The organism is Paracoccus sp. NBH48, assembly GCF_015390265.1.
In the GTDB taxonomy this organism is placed as follows: Bacteria; Pseudomonadota; Alphaproteobacteria; order Rhodobacterales; family Rhodobacteraceae; genus Paracoccus; species Paracoccus marcusii.
Genome location: NZ_VUOJ01000004.1, coordinates 526,188 through 542,272 on the forward strand (window position 1 = coordinate 526,188; position 16,085 = coordinate 542,272).

At 69.0% G+C, this 16,085-nt stretch carries 16 protein-coding genes, 1 tRNA gene and 1 pseudogene; 7 read left to right on the top strand and 11 right to left on the bottom strand.

What is annotated here, in order from left to right:
- Positions 1–112 precede the first annotated feature (112 nt).
- Positions 113–775 (top strand): GntR family transcriptional regulator, encoded by a 663-nt coding sequence (locus F1642_RS09430; RefSeq protein ID WP_255522328.1) that lies wholly within the window; start codon positions 113–115, stop codon positions 773–775.
- Here the strand turns inward: F1642_RS09430 and F1642_RS09435 are convergent.
- From F1642_RS09435 to F1642_RS09465, 7 genes are all read right to left on the bottom strand, one after another.
- Complete coding sequence (locus F1642_RS09435) at positions 772–1,509, bottom strand: ABC transporter permease (protein ID WP_194886091.1); 738 nt, start codon at positions 1,507–1,509, stop codon at positions 772–774. The genes F1642_RS09430 and F1642_RS09435 overlap by 4 nt on opposite strands.
- Complete coding sequence (locus tag F1642_RS09440; RefSeq protein WP_194886092.1) at positions 1,506–2,441, bottom strand: ABC transporter ATP-binding protein; 936 nt, start codon at positions 2,439–2,441, stop codon at positions 1,506–1,508. The genes F1642_RS09435 and F1642_RS09440 overlap by 4 nt, the downstream gene beginning before the upstream one ends.
- Positions 2,438–3,577: an ABC transporter permease gene (locus F1642_RS09445; RefSeq protein ID WP_194886093.1), complete on the bottom strand. Its 1,140-nt coding sequence runs from the start codon at positions 3,575–3,577 to the stop codon at positions 2,438–2,440. The genes F1642_RS09440 and F1642_RS09445 overlap by 4 nt, the downstream gene beginning before the upstream one ends.
- Complete coding sequence (locus tag F1642_RS09450; protein ID WP_194886094.1) at positions 3,577–4,482, bottom strand: ABC transporter substrate-binding protein; 906 nt, start codon at positions 4,480–4,482, stop codon at positions 3,577–3,579. The genes F1642_RS09445 and F1642_RS09450 overlap by 1 nt, the downstream gene beginning before the upstream one ends.
- Positions 4,483–4,667: 185 nt before the next feature.
- Positions 4,668–5,252 carry a DUF1190 domain-containing protein gene (locus F1642_RS09455; RefSeq protein ID WP_045981552.1) on the bottom strand — a complete coding sequence of 195 codons (585 nt, stop codon included), beginning with the start codon at positions 5,250–5,252 and terminating at the stop codon, positions 4,668–4,670.
- Between the two features lie 19 nt (positions 5,253–5,271).
- Positions 5,272–6,498: a glutathionylspermidine synthase family protein gene (locus F1642_RS09460; RefSeq protein WP_194886095.1), complete on the bottom strand. Its 1,227-nt coding sequence runs from the start codon at positions 6,496–6,498 to the stop codon at positions 5,272–5,274.
- Between the two features lie 126 nt (positions 6,499–6,624).
- Positions 6,625–6,700 (bottom strand) — tRNA-Lys (locus tag F1642_RS09465).
- Between the two features lie 95 nt (positions 6,701–6,795).
- On the opposite strand from F1642_RS09465, the gene dapF reads away from it, so the two are divergent.
- The 6 genes from dapF to dxs all read left to right on the top strand — a co-directional run bounded on the left by dapF (position 6,796) and on the right by dxs (position 12,958).
- Positions 6,796–7,623 carry a diaminopimelate epimerase gene (gene dapF / locus F1642_RS09470; protein WP_046000666.1) on the top strand — a complete coding sequence of 276 codons (828 nt, stop codon included), beginning with the start codon at positions 6,796–6,798 and terminating at the stop codon, positions 7,621–7,623.
- On the top strand, positions 7,620–8,873 hold the full coding sequence (gene mtaB / locus F1642_RS09475) for a tRNA (N(6)-L-threonylcarbamoyladenosine(37)-C(2))-methylthiotransferase MtaB (RefSeq protein ID WP_194886096.1): 1,254 nt from the start codon (positions 7,620–7,622) through the stop codon (positions 8,871–8,873). Before dapF ends, mtaB begins: the two co-directional genes overlap by 4 nt.
- A gap of 121 nt (positions 8,874–8,994) precedes the next feature.
- Positions 8,995–9,906 (top strand): histone deacetylase family protein, encoded by a 912-nt coding sequence (locus F1642_RS09480; protein WP_194886097.1) that lies wholly within the window; start codon positions 8,995–8,997, stop codon positions 9,904–9,906.
- The gene (locus tag F1642_RS09485; protein ID WP_045982791.1) at positions 9,906–10,142 is read left to right on the top strand and encodes an exodeoxyribonuclease VII small subunit; all 237 of its coding nucleotides are present in this window, start codon (positions 9,906–9,908) and stop codon (positions 10,140–10,142) included. The genes F1642_RS09480 and F1642_RS09485 overlap by 1 nt, the downstream gene beginning before the upstream one ends.
- Before the next feature lie 48 nt (positions 10,143–10,190).
- Positions 10,191–11,006 carry a polyprenyl synthetase family protein gene (locus F1642_RS09490; protein WP_370582866.1) on the top strand — a complete coding sequence of 272 codons (816 nt, stop codon included), beginning with the start codon at positions 10,191–10,193 and terminating at the stop codon, positions 11,004–11,006.
- A gap of 26 nt (positions 11,007–11,032) precedes the next feature.
- Positions 11,033–12,958 carry a 1-deoxy-D-xylulose-5-phosphate synthase gene (dxs, locus tag F1642_RS09495; protein ID WP_045982793.1) on the top strand — a complete coding sequence of 642 codons (1,926 nt, stop codon included), beginning with the start codon at positions 11,033–11,035 and terminating at the stop codon, positions 12,956–12,958.
- Between the two features lie 27 nt (positions 12,959–12,985).
- On the opposite strand, the pseudogene fliP reads toward dxs, so the two are convergent.
- From fliP to fliF, 4 genes and pseudogenes are all read right to left on the bottom strand, one after another.
- Positions 12,986–13,696 (bottom strand): annotated as a pseudogene (gene fliP, locus F1642_RS09500) (flagellar type III secretion system pore protein FliP).
- Positions 13,693–13,950 carry a FliM/FliN family flagellar motor C-terminal domain-containing protein gene (locus F1642_RS09505; RefSeq protein WP_042245210.1) on the bottom strand — a complete coding sequence of 86 codons (258 nt, stop codon included), beginning with the start codon at positions 13,948–13,950 and terminating at the stop codon, positions 13,693–13,695. The pseudogene fliP and the gene F1642_RS09505 overlap by 4 nt, the downstream one beginning before the upstream one ends.
- Positions 13,938–14,510 (bottom strand): hypothetical protein, encoded by a 573-nt coding sequence (locus F1642_RS09510; RefSeq protein WP_046000672.1) that lies wholly within the window; start codon positions 14,508–14,510, stop codon positions 13,938–13,940. The genes F1642_RS09505 and F1642_RS09510 overlap by 13 nt, the downstream gene beginning before the upstream one ends.
- Entirely contained in the window at positions 14,507–16,084 is a 1,578-nt protein-coding gene (fliF, locus tag F1642_RS09515) for a flagellar basal-body MS-ring/collar protein FliF (RefSeq protein WP_046000673.1), read from the bottom strand. The genes F1642_RS09510 and fliF overlap by 4 nt, the downstream gene beginning before the upstream one ends.
- Position 16,085 lies beyond the last annotated feature (1 nt).

Sequence of the window (16,085 nt, forward strand, 5' to 3'; positions counted from 1 at the left end):
TGTTACCACGAATTGTTAACAATCTATAATCATATTTTTCTGCCGTCTTTCCAGGCGGAACAATGTTGCGAAGGACCAAGGAAGGTGCAAATTGGAAACCATGGACAAGCCCTTGGAAACACTGATCGTGGACAGCATCCTGGACGCCATCGCCGATCAGCGGCTGCGCGCGGGGACCAAGCTGGGCGAACAGGCGCTGTCGGATATCTTTGCCTGCAACCGCGCCCATGTGCGGCGTGCGCTGTCGATGCTGACCGGCTGGCAGGTCGTGGATCACCTGCCCAATCGCGGCGCCTATGTCGCGACGCCCACGCCGCAGGATGCGCGCGATGTCTTTCAGGCCCGCCGCGCGATCGAGACGACGATCTGTCGCAATGCCGTCCGGCTGGCCGACGCGCAGGACCTGGCCGACCTGCAGGCGCATCTGGCGGCCGAGGATGCGGCCCGTGGGCAGGACAACCGCCCCGCCGCCATCCGCCTGTCGCGCGGGTTTCACATCCTGTTGGCGCGGATCGGGCGCAACCCGGTGCTGACCCGCTATCTGGACGAGCTGACGATGCGGTCGTCGCTGATCATCGGCCTGTACGCCCAAGGCCACGCCACGCTGTGCGCCGAGGATGAGCATGCGAACATCGTCGCGGCCATCGCCGCGCGGGACGAGGGGCGGGCCCTGTCCCTGCTGGACACGCACCTGCGCCATATCGAGGCGGGGATCCGGTTCGACGATGCGTTGCCGGTGACGGGCGCGCTGTCCGCGGCGTTGCGGGGGCGCTAGCGGTCCAGGCCGGTGCGGCGGGCGGCGATCCGTTCCAGTGCCTGAAAGCCTTCGTGGATCAGCACCGCGATGATGCCGACGACAAGCCCGCCCTGCAGGACGAAGGCTGTGTTCGACGACAGCAGCCCCGCGATGATCACCTCGCCCAGGGTGCGGGCCGCGACGGTCGAGCCGATCGTGGCCGTGCCAAGCGAGATCACCGCCGTCAGCCGCATTCCCCCCAGGATCACCGGCAGGGCCAGCGGCAGGTCGACCTGCCACAGCCGCTGGCGATGGGTCAGGCCCATGCCGCGCGCGGCCTCGGCCACGTTGGCGGGCTGGGTGGTCAGGCCCGCCAAGGTGTTCTCGAACACCGGCAGCAGGCCGTAGAGGAACAGCGCCACCAGGGTCGGCCCGGCGCCGAACCCCATGATCGGCACGGCCAGTGCCAGCACCGCCACGGGCGGAAAGGTCTGGCCCACGCTGGTGATCGTGCGCGCCAAGGGCAGGAACTCGCGCCCCGCGGGCCGCGTCACCAGCACCGCCAGCACCAGCGCCACCACGGTCGATGCGATGACCGCCAGCGCCACTAGCGCCAGATGCGACAGGGTCAGCGACCAGAGCGGGGTCTGGGTATAGATCGCGGGCGCGTGGTTGCGGGTGAAAGGTTGAAATACCGGCGCGAACCAGCCCGGCGCGATCAGGAAAGCCAGCAGCAGAACCGCGGCCAGGGCCAACAGGATGCGTCCGATCATTCCGCCGCCCGGGCCTGCGGGGCGGCCTGGGCGCGCAGGGCGGCCAGGGTGATGACGCCGCCGCCCTCGACCGGCAGGGAGTCGCGCCCGCTCCACAGGCATTCGGCCAGCGCGTCGCGCAGGGTCGCCTCGCGTGGCAGGGCGGGGCCGTCGGCATGGCCCTCGCGCGCCAGGGCATGGGCCGGGGTCAGCGACAGCAGGTGGAAGGGTCGCTGATCCAGCCCGATCAGGTCGCGGACGAAGGGCGTGGCGGGGGCGGTCAGAATCTCGGACGGGGGGGCGTATTGGACCAGGCGGCCCTTGTCCATGACGGCGATGCGGTCGCCCAAGGTGACGGCCTCCTCCATGTCGTGGGTGACCAGGATCAGGGTCGTGCCAAGCCGACGCTGGATGTCGCGCAGGTCGGCCTGCGCCTTGGCGCGGATCACCGGGTCAAGGGCGCCAAAGGGCTCGTCCATCAGCAGCAGGTCGGGCTTCGCCGCCAGCGCACGGGCCACGCCCACGCGCTGCTGCTGGCCGCCGGACAGCTCATGGGGCATGCGGTCGCGGAACTGGTCGGGCGCCATCTGGAACAGCGTCAGAAGTTCGTCCACCCGGTCGCGGATTGCGGCTTGGTCCCAGCCCAGCAGGCGCGGGACGGTGGCGATGTTCTGGCCCACGGTGCGATGCGGGAACAGCCCGTGGCCCTGGATCGCATAGCCGATGCGGCGGCGCAGCAGATGGGGCGCGACCTCGCGCGTGTCCTGCCCGTCGATCAGCACGCGACCGCTGCTGGGTTCGACAAGGCGGTTGATCATGCGCAACAGCGTCGTCTTGCCCGACCCCGAGGTGCCGACCAGCGCCGCGATCTGGCCCGGTTCGACCGTCAGGCTGACATCGTCGACCGCGGCGCGGCCGTCATAGATGCGGGTCAGGTTCTGGATGTCGATCATGCGGACCTCCGGCTGGAACGCACCAGCAGATCAAGAGCGATGCCGGCGGTCAGCGCCAGCACGATGGTGGGCAGGGCGCCCAGCAGGACCAGATCCATCGCGGTCTGGTTCAGGCCCTGAAAGACGAAGGTGCCGAAGCCGCCGCCGCCGATCAGCCCGGCGATGACCGCCAGCCCGATGTTCTGGACCAGCACGATCCGCACCGCCGCCAGCAGCACCGGCAGCGCCAGCGGGATCAGCACCTGCAGCATCAGCTGCGTCCGCGTCAGGCCCAGGCCGATCGCGGCCTCGCGCGTGGCGGGGTTCACGCCGGTCAGCCCGGTCAGCGTGTTCGACACGACCGGCAGCAGCGAATAGAGAAACAGCGCGACCAGCGCCGGGAACAGGCCGATGCCCGCCACCCCCGCCTGCGCGGCGCCGGGCACATTGGCCGCGATCCAGCCGAAGACGGGGATCATCACGCCGAACAGCGCCAGCGACGGGATCGTCTGCAGGATATTCAGCACCGAGAGAACTGGCCCCCTCAGCCGCCGCGCCTGATAGAGCGCGACCCCAAGCGGCAGCCCGATCAGCAGCGCCAGCGCCAGTGACCCAAAGGCCAGCGTCAGATGCGCCCGCGCCTCGCGCAGGAAGATGTCCTGACGCGCGGCGTATTCGCGCATGACGGACACCCCGTCCAATGCGCCTGACCCCAGGATCGCGCCGATCGCGGCGACCGCCCCTACCAGGATCAGCCAGCGCAGCCACAGCGTCGGGTTCATCCGCGCCAGCGCATCGGCCAGCATCAGGGCGAACGCCAGTGCCATCAGCCAGAACCCGACCGATGGCGCGACGCGGGCCAGGGTGTTGTCGGGCGGGGTCAGATGAGTCGCCGCCGCCCCCAAGGCCAGCAGCACCGCCAGCAGCGCCGCGGCACCGGCGGCCAGGCGCAGCGCGGGCGGCCAGCGCAGGCAGCCCGCGACCAGCACCGCGGCCAAGGCCACGGTCAGGATCAGTCCCTGGGGCAGGGCGGCGATCAGGGACAGCCCCTCGCCCAGCACGATGCGGTTCGGCTTGAACTGCACCAGCGGCAGGGCCAGCCCGGCCAGACCGATCACCGCAAACAGCAGGCCGGGCCGGTCCAGCCGCGCGCGCATCAGTCCAGAAAGCCCGCTTGGGTCAGGTGGTCGCGCGCGACGGTGGCGGCGGGTTCACCGCCGATCTGGATGCGACCGTTCAACTCCTGCAGGGTTTCAAGGTCCAGCGACGAGAAGATCGGCGCCAGGATGTCGGGGATCTCCGGATGCGCCTCAAGAACCTCGGCACGGATGATCGGAGCGGGCTGATAGACGGGCTGCACGCCCTTGTCGTCCTCCATCACCACCAAACCGGCGGGCGCGATGCCGCCATCGGTGCCATAGACCATCGCCGCGTTCACGCCCGAGGTCTGCTGCGCTGCCGCCGCGATGGTCGCGGCCGTGTCGCCGCCCGACAGCTGCACCAGCTGGTCGGGGCTCATGGTAAAGCCATAGGTTTCCTGGAACGCCGGAAGCGCCGCGGCCGAGGTCACGAATTCGGTCGATGCCGCCAGCTTGACGTCGCCGCCCCCCGCGATCCATTCGCCCATCTGGGTCATGGTCTGCAGGTCGTTTTCGGTCGCGACGTCTTGGCGCAGGGCGATGGCCCAGGTGTTGTTCGCGGGCGAGGGTTGCAGCCAGACGATGTCGTTCTGTTCCAGGTCCAGCTCTGCCACGCGCTTGTAGCCGGCTTCGGCATCCTTCCAGACATCGCTGTCGGCCTCGTTGAAGAAGAACGCGCCGTTGGCGGTGTATTCCGGATAGATGTCGATCTGACCCGAGGTGATCGCGTCGCGCATGATCGGCGTGCCGCCCAGCTGCAGGCGATCCTGCACCGGGAGGCCTGCATCCTGCAGCGCCAGCAGGATCATGTTGCCCAGAAGGCCACCCTCGGTGTCGATCTTGGAGGACACGGTGATGTCCTGGGCACCGGCGGCGCCGCCGAGGCCGATCAGCAGCGCGGCAAGGGGGGTAAGGGCTTTCATGCGGATCTCCTGTCGCGCGGACGGCATTGTTGGGCTCGACAATGCAAATGCCCGCGCGGCGATTTGGTTCCGGCATAGATGGGTACGATCCTGTCGTCCCGCCGATGACGATCCGGCCGACCGGGGCTGACCCGTGCCGCACCGGATGCCGGTCGTCCGTCGGTCACGGACGCGCCGGCCCGGCCTCAGCCGCCGATGCTGCGCCCCGCGCTGGACCCGCCGAACCCGCCGCGCGACGCGGCCGTGGCCCGCGTCATCGGCGCCTGTCCCGCGGTCGTGGCGGGCCGCGTGAAGTTCTGCGACGACATCGACGCACGCCCGGCATTGCTGCCGAAATTGGTGGTGCCGGCGGCGTTGGTGAAGCCGCCCTGCGCATTGCGGTACATCGGCTGCGAGGCCGCCATCCCGCCACCCGCGCGACCCAGCATGCTGCCGATCAGATAGCCCGCCAGCAGCGGCATGAAGATGCTGCCCGACCCGCCCTGCGACACCTGCTGATCCTCGGACCCGCAATTGCCGGCACCGTGCTGCTCCTCGCAGACGGCCAGGCTGTCATAGCGGGGCGCGGCCTCGACATGCAGGGCCTCGGCCTCGGCAAAGGCCTGGCTGCACTGATCGGCAGTCACCAGGCCGCCGTTCACCGCCGCCGCCTGGCAGCTGGCAAGATCCGGAAAGGCCTGCGCCTCGACCTGTTCGTCCCGGCAGCCCGCGACGGTGAAGGCGGCCGCCCCCAGAATGGTCAGAGCGACGGTCCGTGAACGTGTCCTCATGGAAATCCTCCTTGGCGGGTCAGCCCGCGATGAAATGCGGCTTGAAGCGCGACAGGTCCTGGGTGATGCGGGCGCGATCCTCTCGGATACCGATGCCGGCGCAGGCATCGCCCACGATCCAGGCACCGATGACCGGGCGGAAACCCTCGAATTCGGGCAGGGGGTGATAGGCCTGCACGATCCGCGCATGCCCGTCGTAATCGTGGTTGTCTGACGCCTCGGTAACGGCGCCGTTCTCGACGATGACAACGCCCGCGCCTTCGCGCGAGAAGATCGGCTTGACCACATGGGCGGCGCGGAACTGGTCGGCCACGCGCCCGAAGGCCTGGGCAACGGACGGGTCGGGCTGGCCGTCCTCGACCAGGGCGGGGGCCACGTCGTCGGCGAAGAAGGCGGGCAGCAGGTTCGGGTGACCCTCGAACATCTCCCACAGGACGGGCAGCAGGCCCTTGTTCGACACGACGGCCTTCCACGCGGGCTCAAGGAACATGCAGCCCGACCCCGCGATATGGCGGGCATAGTCGTCGGCCAGCAGGTCCTCCCACGGATACAGCTTGAACAGCGTGCCGATCACCCGATCCTCGGCATCCAGGAACTGGCCCTTCTTGCTGACGGCCAGCTTGTCCAGGTCGGTGTAATGCGCACCCATCCCGGCCTCGCGCGCGGCCCAGGCCATCGATTCGACCGTGGCGTAATCCTCGGCGTTGTTCGCGACGGCGGTGAAGTGGATGTCGGTGTTCGGCGCGAACAGCTCGCGGAACCGCTCGACCAGCGCCTCGTGGATGCCGTTGAACTGGTCGGCCCCCGTGGGCAGGTGTCCCGCCGCCAACTGATCCTCCAGCCACTGCCACTGGAAGGCCGCCGATTCATACAGCGAGGTCGGCGTGTCGGCGTTGTATTCCAGCAGCCTGGCCGGACCGGTGCCGTCATAGACCAGATCCATCCGCCCATAGATCGCGGGCTCGGACCGCGCCCAGCTGTCGGCGATCAGCGCGTGATGCGCCTGCGGGATGCCCAGACGCGTCATCAGCGCGGGGTCGGCCACGATGCGGTCGACCGCCTGACGCACCATCGCGTGCAGTTCGGTCGCGGGGCCTTCCAGGTCGTCTTCGATCTGGGCCAGCGTGAACTGATAGGCGGTGGTTTCGTCCCAATAGGGCTCGCCATGCATATGGGCGAAGGTGAAGCCGACATCGGCGGCCTTGGCGGCCAGGTCGGGGCGTTCGGGAAGGGTGATCTTGCGCATGCCCAAGATGTAGTCGCTGCGCGCCGCGAGGACCAGAGCCCCGGATGTCGCGCGCGGGTGAAATCCCCGGCATCCGCCACGGCGATCGCCGCGGGCGGCCGGTGGTCTGCAGATCGGAGGATACAGTGGTGAGCCCAACAGGATTCGAACCTGTGACCCACTGATTAAAAGTCAGTTGCTCTACCAACTGAGCTATGGGCCCATCACGAGGCGGTTCCTAGGGGGGGTGGCCGGTGGCGTCAAGCAGAAAAATCAACCCATCTGGCGGAATCCGTCCGTGCGGCCTATATCGCGGCCATGACGCATTCTCATTCGACCGGGCTGCCCTTCCTCAAGATGCACGGGCTGGGCAACGACTTCGTGGTACTGGATCTGCGCGGCGGGTTGGCCCGGCCGGACGCGGGCCTTGTCGCGCGCATCGCGGACCGCCATCGCGGCGTGGGCTTCGACCAGCTGGCCGCGGTCGAGGATTGCGGTGACGCGGATGCGCGGCTGGTGTTCTGGAACGCGGACGGGTCGCTGTCGTCGGCCTGCGGCAATGCGACGCGCTGCATCGCGCGCTGGCTGATGGATCAGACGGGGGCAGCGTCGCTGCGCCTGCGGACCGATCACGGCATGCTGCTGGCCGAGGACGCGGGCGGCGGGCTGACCCGTGTGAACATGGGGCCGCCGGTCCTGGACTGGCGCGCGATCCCCTTGGCGCGGGACGTGGACATCGATCATCTGCCCATCGCGGGTGATCCGGTGGCGACCGGCATGGGCAATCCGCATGTGACCTTCTTCGTGGATGACGCCGATGCCGTCGATCTGGACCGTTTCGGGCCGGAGCATGAGCATCACCCTCTCTATCCCGAACGCACCAATGTGGAGGTCGTGCAGGTCCTGTCGCGCGACGCGATCCGGCTGCGCATCTGGGAACGCGGGACGGGGCCGACGCTGGCATCCGGGTCGTGTTCCTGTGCGGCGGTGGTGGCCGCGGCGCGGCGCGGTCTGACGGATCGGCGCGTGACGGTGCATGTGCCGGGCGGGCAGCTGTTGATCGACTGGCGCGAGGATGGCGTCTGGATGGAGGGGCCGACCGCCATCGTCTTCGAGGGGCGCCTGACGCCCGCGTGGCTGGCATGAGCGCGCCCGTCTTCTCGACTTTGGGCTGTCGTCTGAACGCCTATGAGACCGAGGCCATGCGCGAGATGGCCGAGGCCGCGGGCCTGTCGGGCGCGGTCGTCGTCAACACCTGCGCCGTGACCGCCGAGGCCGTCCGCAAGGCCCGCCAGGAGATCCGCCGCCTGTCGCGCGAGAATCCCGGCGTGCCGGTCATCGTCACCGGCTGCGCCGCCCAGACCGAGCCCGAGACCTTTGCCGCCATGCCCGAGGTCACCAAGGTCATCGGCAACCATGAGAAGATGCAGCCCGCCACCTGGGCCAGCCTTCGCGCCCCCGACCTGATCGGCGAGACCGAGAAGGTGGTCGTGGACGACATCATGTCGGTGCGGGAAACCGCGGGCCACCTGATCGACGGGTTCGGGCGGCACCGGGCCTATGTGCAGGTCCAGAACGGCTGCGATCACCGCTGCACCTTCTGCATCATCCCCTTTGGCCGCGGCAATTCGCGGTCGGTGCCCGCAGGTGTGGTGGTCGAGCAGATCAAGCGTCTGGTCGGGCGCGGCTTCAACGAGGTCGTGCTGACCGGGGTGGACCTGACCAGCTGGGGCGCGGACCTGCCGGGCACGCCGCGGCTTGGCGATCTGGTCATGCGCATCCTGCGGCTGGTGCCGGACCTGCCGCGCCTGCGGATCAGCTCTATCGATTCGATCGAGGCGGACGAGAACCTGATGCTGGCCATCGCGACCGAACCGCGCCTGATGCCGCATCTGCACCTGTCGCTACAGGCCGGCGACGACATGATCCTGAAGCGGATGAAGCGCCGCCATCTGCGCGACGATGCCATCGCCTTCTGCGAGGAGGCGCGGCGGCTGCGTCCCGACATGGTCTTCGGCGCCGACATCATCGCCGGCTTTCCGACCGAAACCGAGGCGATGTTCGACAATTCGCTGAAGCTGGTTCAGGATTGCGGCCTGACCTTCCTGCATGTCTTCCCCTATTCGGCGCGCAAGGGCACGCCCGCGGCGCGCATGCCCGCCGTGCCCGGCCCCGCGATCCGCGACCGCGCCGCGCGTCTGCGGGCGGCGGGCGATGCGGCATTGCGCACGCATCTGGAAGCGCAGGTCGGGCTTGCGCACCGGGTGCTGACCGAGGGGCCGCGCCTTGGCCGGACCGAACAGTTCACCGAAGTTGCCTTTGACAGCGACCAGCCCGAAGGGGCGCTGATGACCCTGACCGTTGCGGGGCATGACGGGCAACGGCTGACGGTCTGACTGGAGGCGAATGGGGGCGCTGCCCCGCCCTGCGGGCTCCCCCGGGGTATTTTCGCAACGGAGAAATGGCGGGTTGCCGGGATGCGCGGGGGCTTCTAGCCTGCCCCTTCGGAGGAGATGAATGACCGTGATCCTGTATTCCCATGACAGCGCCCGCCGCCACGTGACGCCCGATGGCCACCCCGAGCAGGTGGCCCGACATGATGCCGTGATGGCCGCGCTGGAGGGGCTGGCGCTGGACCGGCGCGAGGCGCCCGTGGCGGAGGATGCCGAGGTGCTGCGCTGTCATCCCGCCCGCTATCTGCAGGGCCTGCGCGATGCGGTGCCGCAGGCGGGGACCCGCCAGATCGACGCGGACACGCATCTGTCGCCCGGCAGCCTGGAGCCCGCGCTGCGTGCCGTGGGCGGGGCCTGTGCGGCGGTGGACGCTGTTCTTGCCGAAGAGGCGCGGCGGGCCTTCGTCGCCCTGCGCCCGCCGGGGCACCATGCCGAGGCCGAGGTCTCGATGGGGTTCTGCCTGTTCGGCACGGTGGCGATCGCGGCGAAACGCGCGCTTGATCATCACGGGCTGGAGCGGGTGGCAGTCCTGGATTTCGACGTGCATCACGGCAACGGCACGCAGGCCCTGCTGTGGGACGAGGCGCGGGTGCTGTTCGTCAGCAGCCAGCAGTTTCCCCTGTGGCCGGGCACCGGGGCCGCGTCCGAGCGTGGCGCGCATGGGCAGGTGGTGAACCTGCCGCTGCCCCCCGGATCGGACGGGGCGCTGGCTTTGTCGGAATGGCAGGGCGCGCTGGACCGGATGCGGGAGTTTTCGCCGCAGCTGGTGCTGATTTCCGCCGGCTTTGATGCGCATCGCGACGATCCGCTGGCGCAGCTGGAATGGGACGACGACGACTATGCCGCCCTGACACGCGCGATCCTGGACGCGGCGGGCAAGGCCCCGGTGGTATCCTGCCTGGAAGGTGGTTATGACCTTCGGGCCTTGGGTCGCAGCGTGCGGGCCCATGTCGATGTGCTGATGGAGGCCGACTGATGAGCGATATCACCACCCTCTCGTTCGAGGAGGCCATGCGCGAGCTGGAGGCCACGGTCGGCAAGCTGGAGACCGGAGAGGCGACGCTTGAGGAATCGATCGCGCTGTACGAACGCGGCGCCGCCCTGCGCGCGCATTGCGAGGCCCGCCTGCGCGAGGCCGAGGAGCGGGTCGAGAAGATCACCCTGGCCGCCAACGGCCAGCCTGCCGGTACCACCCCCGTCGAGGGCCTGTGATGCAGGACCGCCTTGCGCGTGTCCGCATCGAGGTTCAGGCCGAGCTGGATCGCGCCATCACGGGCGCTGCCGCCCGGCGATCTGCGCGATGCGATGGCCTATGCGGTCAACGGGGGCAAGCGGCTGCGCGCCTTTCTGGTGATGGAATCGGCACGCCTGCACGGGGTGTCTGACGATGCCGCCCTGCCGGTCGCGACGGCGGTCGAGGCGCTGCATGCCTATAGCCTGGTCCATGACGACCTGCCGGCGATGGACGACGACGACCTGCGGCGCGGTCAGCCGACCGTGCATGTCAAATGGACCGATGCGACCGCGATTCTGGCGGGCGACGCGCTGCAGACGCTGGCGTTTCAGCTGTTGACCGATCCGCGCATCGGCGCGCCCGACGCGCAGGTGCGGCTGGTGTCCGCGCTGGCGCAGGCGTCGGGGGCGGCGGGCATGGTCTGGGGGCAGGCGTTGGACATCGCTGCCGAAACCGCGGGCACGCCGCTGGACCTGGACGCGATCACTGAATTGCAGGGTGGCAAGACCGGCGCGCTGATCCGCTTTGCCGCGACCGCAGGGCCGCTGATCGCGGGCGACGATCCCACGGCGCTGGACCGCTATGCGGTGGCCCTGGGCCTGGCCTTCCAGATCGCCGACGACATCCTGGACGTGACCGGCGATGAGGCCGTGACCGGCAAGCGCGTCGGCAAGGATGCCGGGGCCGGCAAGGCGACCTTCGTGTCGCTGCTGGGCCTGGACGGCGCACAGGCCGAGGCGCGGCGTCGTGTCGCCATGGGAACCGATGCGCTGTCGCACTATGGTGATGCCGCCGGGAACTTGCACGATCTCGCGCGTTTCGTTATCGAGCGCGACACTTGAACGCCCGCCCCGGAGGAGGGCCAGCCATGACCGATCGACCCAAGACGCCGATTCTGGACCGCGTTAGCCTGCCGTCGGATCTGAAGACCCTGACCGACGCGCAACTGCGCCAGCTTGCCGACGAGCTGCGGGCCGAGACCATCAGCGCCGTCAGCGTGACCGGCGGCCATCTGGGCGCGGGCCTGGGCGTGGTCGAACTGACCGTGGCCCTGCACGCTGTCTTCGATACGCCGCGCGACAAGCTGATCTGGGACGTGGGGCATCAGTGCTATCCGCACAAGATCCTGACCGGGCGGCGCGACCGCATCCGCACGCTTCGCATGGGCGGGGGCCTTGCGGGCTTCACCAAGCGCGCGGAAAGCCCCTATGACCCGTTCGGGGCGGGGCATTCGTCGACCTCGATCAGCGCGGCCCTGGGTTTCGCGATGGCGCGGGAACTGGGCGGCGACCCGGGCGATGCGATCGCGGTCATCGGCGACGGCGCCATGAGCGCAGGCATGGCTTATGAGGCGCTGAACAACGCGGGCCATGAGGGCAAGCGCCTGTTCGTGGTGCTGAACGACAACGAGATGTCCATTGCGCCCCCGGTCGGCGCCATGTCCTCCTATCTGACGCGCCTTTACGCGGGCGGGCCGTTCCAGGAGCTGAAGGCAGTGGCCAAGGGCGCCGTCGGCATGCTGCCGGACGCCCTGCAGGAGGGCGCGCGCCGCGCCAAGGAGATGCTGAAGGGCATGGCCGTGGGCGGCACCCTGTTCGAAGAGCTGGGCTTTTCCTACATCGGGCCGGTCGACGGTCACGACATGGAACAGTTGCTGCCCCTGCTGCGCACCGTGCGGGCGCGGGCGGACGGTCCGGTTCTGATCCACGTCGTGACCAAGAAGGGCAAGGGTTATGCCCCGGCCGAGGCGGCCGCGGACAAGGGCCATGCCACAGCCAAGTTCGACGTGATCACCGGCGTGCAGGCCAAGGCGAAATCGAACGCGCCCAGCTATACCGCCGTCTTCGCGCAGGCGCTGATCGATCAGGCGGGCCGCGACGATCGCATCCTGGGTGTGACCGCCGCGATGCCGGACGGGACCGGCCTCAAGCAGTTCGCGCAGCGCTTTCCGCGCCGCTGCTTCGACGTGGGCATCGCCGAACAGCATGCCGTGACCTTTGCCGCCGGTCTGGCCGCGGGAGGCATGAAGCCTTTCGTCGCGATCTATTCGACCTTTCTGCAGCGCGGCTATGACCAGATCGTGCATGACGTCGCGGTCCAGAACCTGCCCGTCCGGTTCGCCGTCGACCGTGCCGGGCTGGTGGGCCAGGATGGTCCGACGCACTCCGGCGCCTATGACACCGCCTTCCTGGCCAATCTGCCCGGGTTTGTCGTCATGGCCGCCGCGGACGAGGCCGAACTGGTCCACATGGTCGCCACGGCCGCCGCACATGACAGCGGCCCCATCGCCTTCCGTTTTCCGCGCGGAGAGGGCACCGGGGTCGAGATGCCCGAGCGCGGGCAGGTCCTGCCCATCGGCAAGGGCCGCATGATCGCGGAGGGCAAGGGCGTCGCCATCCTGTCCTTCGGCACGCGCCTATCCGAGGTGATGACCGCGCGCGAGGCGCTGATGGCGCGGGGCATCACGCCCACGGTCGCCGACGCGCGCTTTGCCAAGCCGCTGGATCGTGACCTGATCCTGGCACTGGCCCGCGACCACGAGGCGCTGATCACCATCGAGGAGGGCGCCGTGGGCGGTTTCGGCAGCCATGTCGCCCATCTGCTGGCCGAGGAGGGCGCCTTCGACAAGGGGCTGCGCTTCCGGTCGATGGTCCTGCCGGATGCGTTCGTCGACCACGACGCGCCGCGGGCGATGTATGACAGCAGCTGCCTGAACGCCCAGCATATCGAGGACAAGGTCCTTTCCGTGATGGGCGTCCAGTCGCTGGCGGCGCGGCGCACCGACCGCGCCTGATTGGCGTCGGCTGATCCCCTGCGGGGGTCAGCCGGGCGCATAGCTGCGCACCAGCGCGCCCGCGATCATTCCCCATCCGTCCACGACCACGAAGAACGCCAGCTTGAAGGGCAGCGACACCACCACCGGGGGCAGCATCATCATGCCCATCGACATCAGCACGGCCGCCACGACCAGATCGATGATCAGGAAGGGCAGGGCGATCAGGAAACCCGATCTCGAAGGCGCGCTGGATCTCGGACAGCATGAAGGACGGGATCAGCACCGACAGGCGGTCTGCGGGGCCGGTGCCGGGCGCGATCTCGGCCAGGTTGGCCAAGGTGTCGGGGTCGGTGCGGGCCGCCATGAACCTCTCGAACGGCACGATGCCGCGCTGGAAGGCCTCGGCGATGCCGATCTGACCCTGCTGCAGGGGCAGCCCCGCGACGGTCCAGGCCTCGCGCAGGACCGGGTCCATGATGAACCAGGTCAGAAAGATCGCCAGGCTGACGATCAGCATGTTCGGCGGCGATTGCTGCAGGCCGATCGACTGGCGCAAAATCGACAGGACCGTCACGATGAACGGGAACGCGGTCACCATGATCGCGATGCCCGGTGCCAGCGACAGCGCCGTCAGCACCAGGACCAGCATCACCGCATTGTCGCCCAGCCGGCGCCAAGGGCGCCGCCCAGGTCCTGCGCCCACAGGGGCGAGGGCAGCAGGGCCGCGACCGCGACAAGGGCCGCGGCGCGGATCACGCCGCCCCCGTCGCGCCCAGGACGCGCACGCACAGCCGGTCTTCGGCCGATCCGTCGCCGGTCAGCTCGCCCCGCGCGATGACCTTGTCGCCCACGCAGATCTCGACCCCGTCCTCGATCGCCTGGTCCAGGACCAGGATGTCGTCGGCGCGCAGCGAGGACAGCTGCGAGACGGTCTGGCGCGTGCGGCCAAGGCGGATGGTCACCTCGACCTGGATGGTGTCGGTGTCGATCAGATGCTTCAGTGCGTCCATGTGCTGTCCTCCTGGGTGATTTCCGCGATCAGGGCGCGGATGTCGCCCGCAATGCTGTCGGGGGTAAAGTCGATGTGGCCGCCTTGCAGCGACACGGTAATCAGGTCCTGCGGGACCGGGGCGATCTCGATGCCCTCAAGGCCGGCCTGGGCCAGGCAGCGGCGGACCATGTCGGCCAGCCGGTCGCTGCAGGCGATGCGCAGGCCCACGGGGGTCGCGCGCTGCGCCAGATGGGTCAGCTCTGCCTGCAGGGCCTCCTCCAGCCGGCGCGACGACAGGGGCGGGGCCATCAGGTCCAGGACCTGATGCAGGATCGGCGCCAGCGCATCGACCGCCTCCTGGCGCATCTGGCGGCGGCGGGTCTCGTCCGCGGCCAGACCGGCGGCGACCTGTTCCAGGCTGGCGCTCAGGGCGCGCAGCTGGTCGTCCTGGGCCTGCGCGCTGGCCTGCGCCACGCCGTCGGCGAAGGCCTGGTCCAGGTCGGCCTGCGTGTAGGTCACCTCGACACGCGCCGCGACCGCGTTCGAGAAGGACTCAAGCTTGAAGAGGGCCAGGCTCAATTCACCTTCTCCTTGTTGTCGATCCATCCCGACAGGATCTTGACGCTCTCGTCATGGCGGTCCTTCATCATCGCCTTCAGGCGGGCGACAGGATCGGCAGGCGGCAGGGCCAGCTGGTCCAGCCCCGGAAACTCGATCGGCACGATCCGTGGGTTGTCCGGAGAGGGCTCGTCGTCGATCATGCCCGTCAGCCCGCCCATCATCGGGGGCATCGGCGGCAGGCTGTTGTCCAGCATCGGCGCAGGGGCGGGGGCGCGATTGCGCATCATCGGGCGCAGGACCATCACGATCACCGCAAGCGCAAAGACGCCGATCAGCGCGATGCGCGCCAGATCGTTCAGCGCCAGCCGATCAAGGAAGCCCGGCGTGGCCAGGGTGCCATTCTCGCCCAGCGTGGCGAAGGGCAGCGACTTGACGGTGATCTGGTCACCCCGCGCCTCGTCATAGCCAACGGCAGAGGCGACCAGCTCGCGCAGCGTCTGCAGTTCGGCCTCGGACCGGGGGGTCAGGGTGGTCTCTCCGTCGGCGCCGGCCTGCGGGACGCCGTTCACCAGGACGGCGACGGTCAGGCGGCGGGTCGATCCGGGCTGGCGCTGAACCTCGCGCGTGGTGCGGCTGACCTCGAAATTGGACTGGGTACGGTTCTCGGCGCGGCTGCTCTGGCTGGTGTCGCCCGGCTGTTCCGTGGCATCGGGCAGGTTCGAGGCCGCGGTGACTGCGCCCTTTCCGGTCGAGTTGCTCTCGTCCGTCGTCTCCTCGGTCACGGTCGAGATCAGGGCGCGGGCCTCGGGGTCATAACGCTGTTCGGTCAGCAGTTCGGTTTCGGTCAGCAGGTCCAGGTTCAGTTCGACGATGGCGTTTCCGATGCCGACATGGGGCTCCAGGATGCGTTCGACGTTGCGCTTCATCTCGGCCGCGCGGTCTGCTCCTGTCTGGTCCTCGGTCGCGGCGATGATCCCGCGCTGCGAATCGATGACGGTGACGCGGTCGGGTTGCATGCCCGGTACGCCCGACGACACCAGGTATTTCAACGCCGCGGCCTGTTCGCGCGTGATCGTGCCGCCATTGGTCGTCAGGGTGACCGAAGCGCTGCCGTTCTGGTCGCGGCGGTATCCGCGTCCGGTCTCGATCGCCAGGTGGACGCGGGCCGTCTGGACGTTGGGCAGGGCCAGGATGGTGCGCGCCAGCTCTCCCTCCTTCGCGCGCCAATAGGCGGCGTCGAACATCTGCGACGTGGTGCCAAAGCCCGACATGCCGTCCAGCAGCTCGTAGCCGGTGCTGCCGGCGGCGGGCAGGCCTTCGGCGGCCAGATCCATGCGCAGGCGGTCGCGCTGATCGGCTGCGACATAGATCGAGTCGCCCCGCACCTCGTAGGGAACGCCGGCACGTTCGATGCCGGCGATGACCTCGCCGGCCTGGGCGCTGTCCAGCCCGCCATAAATCAGGGCCATGCTGGGGCGGCTGGCCATCCAGCCGAACCCTGCGATCACCAGGAACGTCCCCAGAAAGGCCGCCCCCAGGATCATCCGCTGTCGAGAGCTTCGCTCGTTCCAGTAGTCCTGCAGTTTTTGCAAA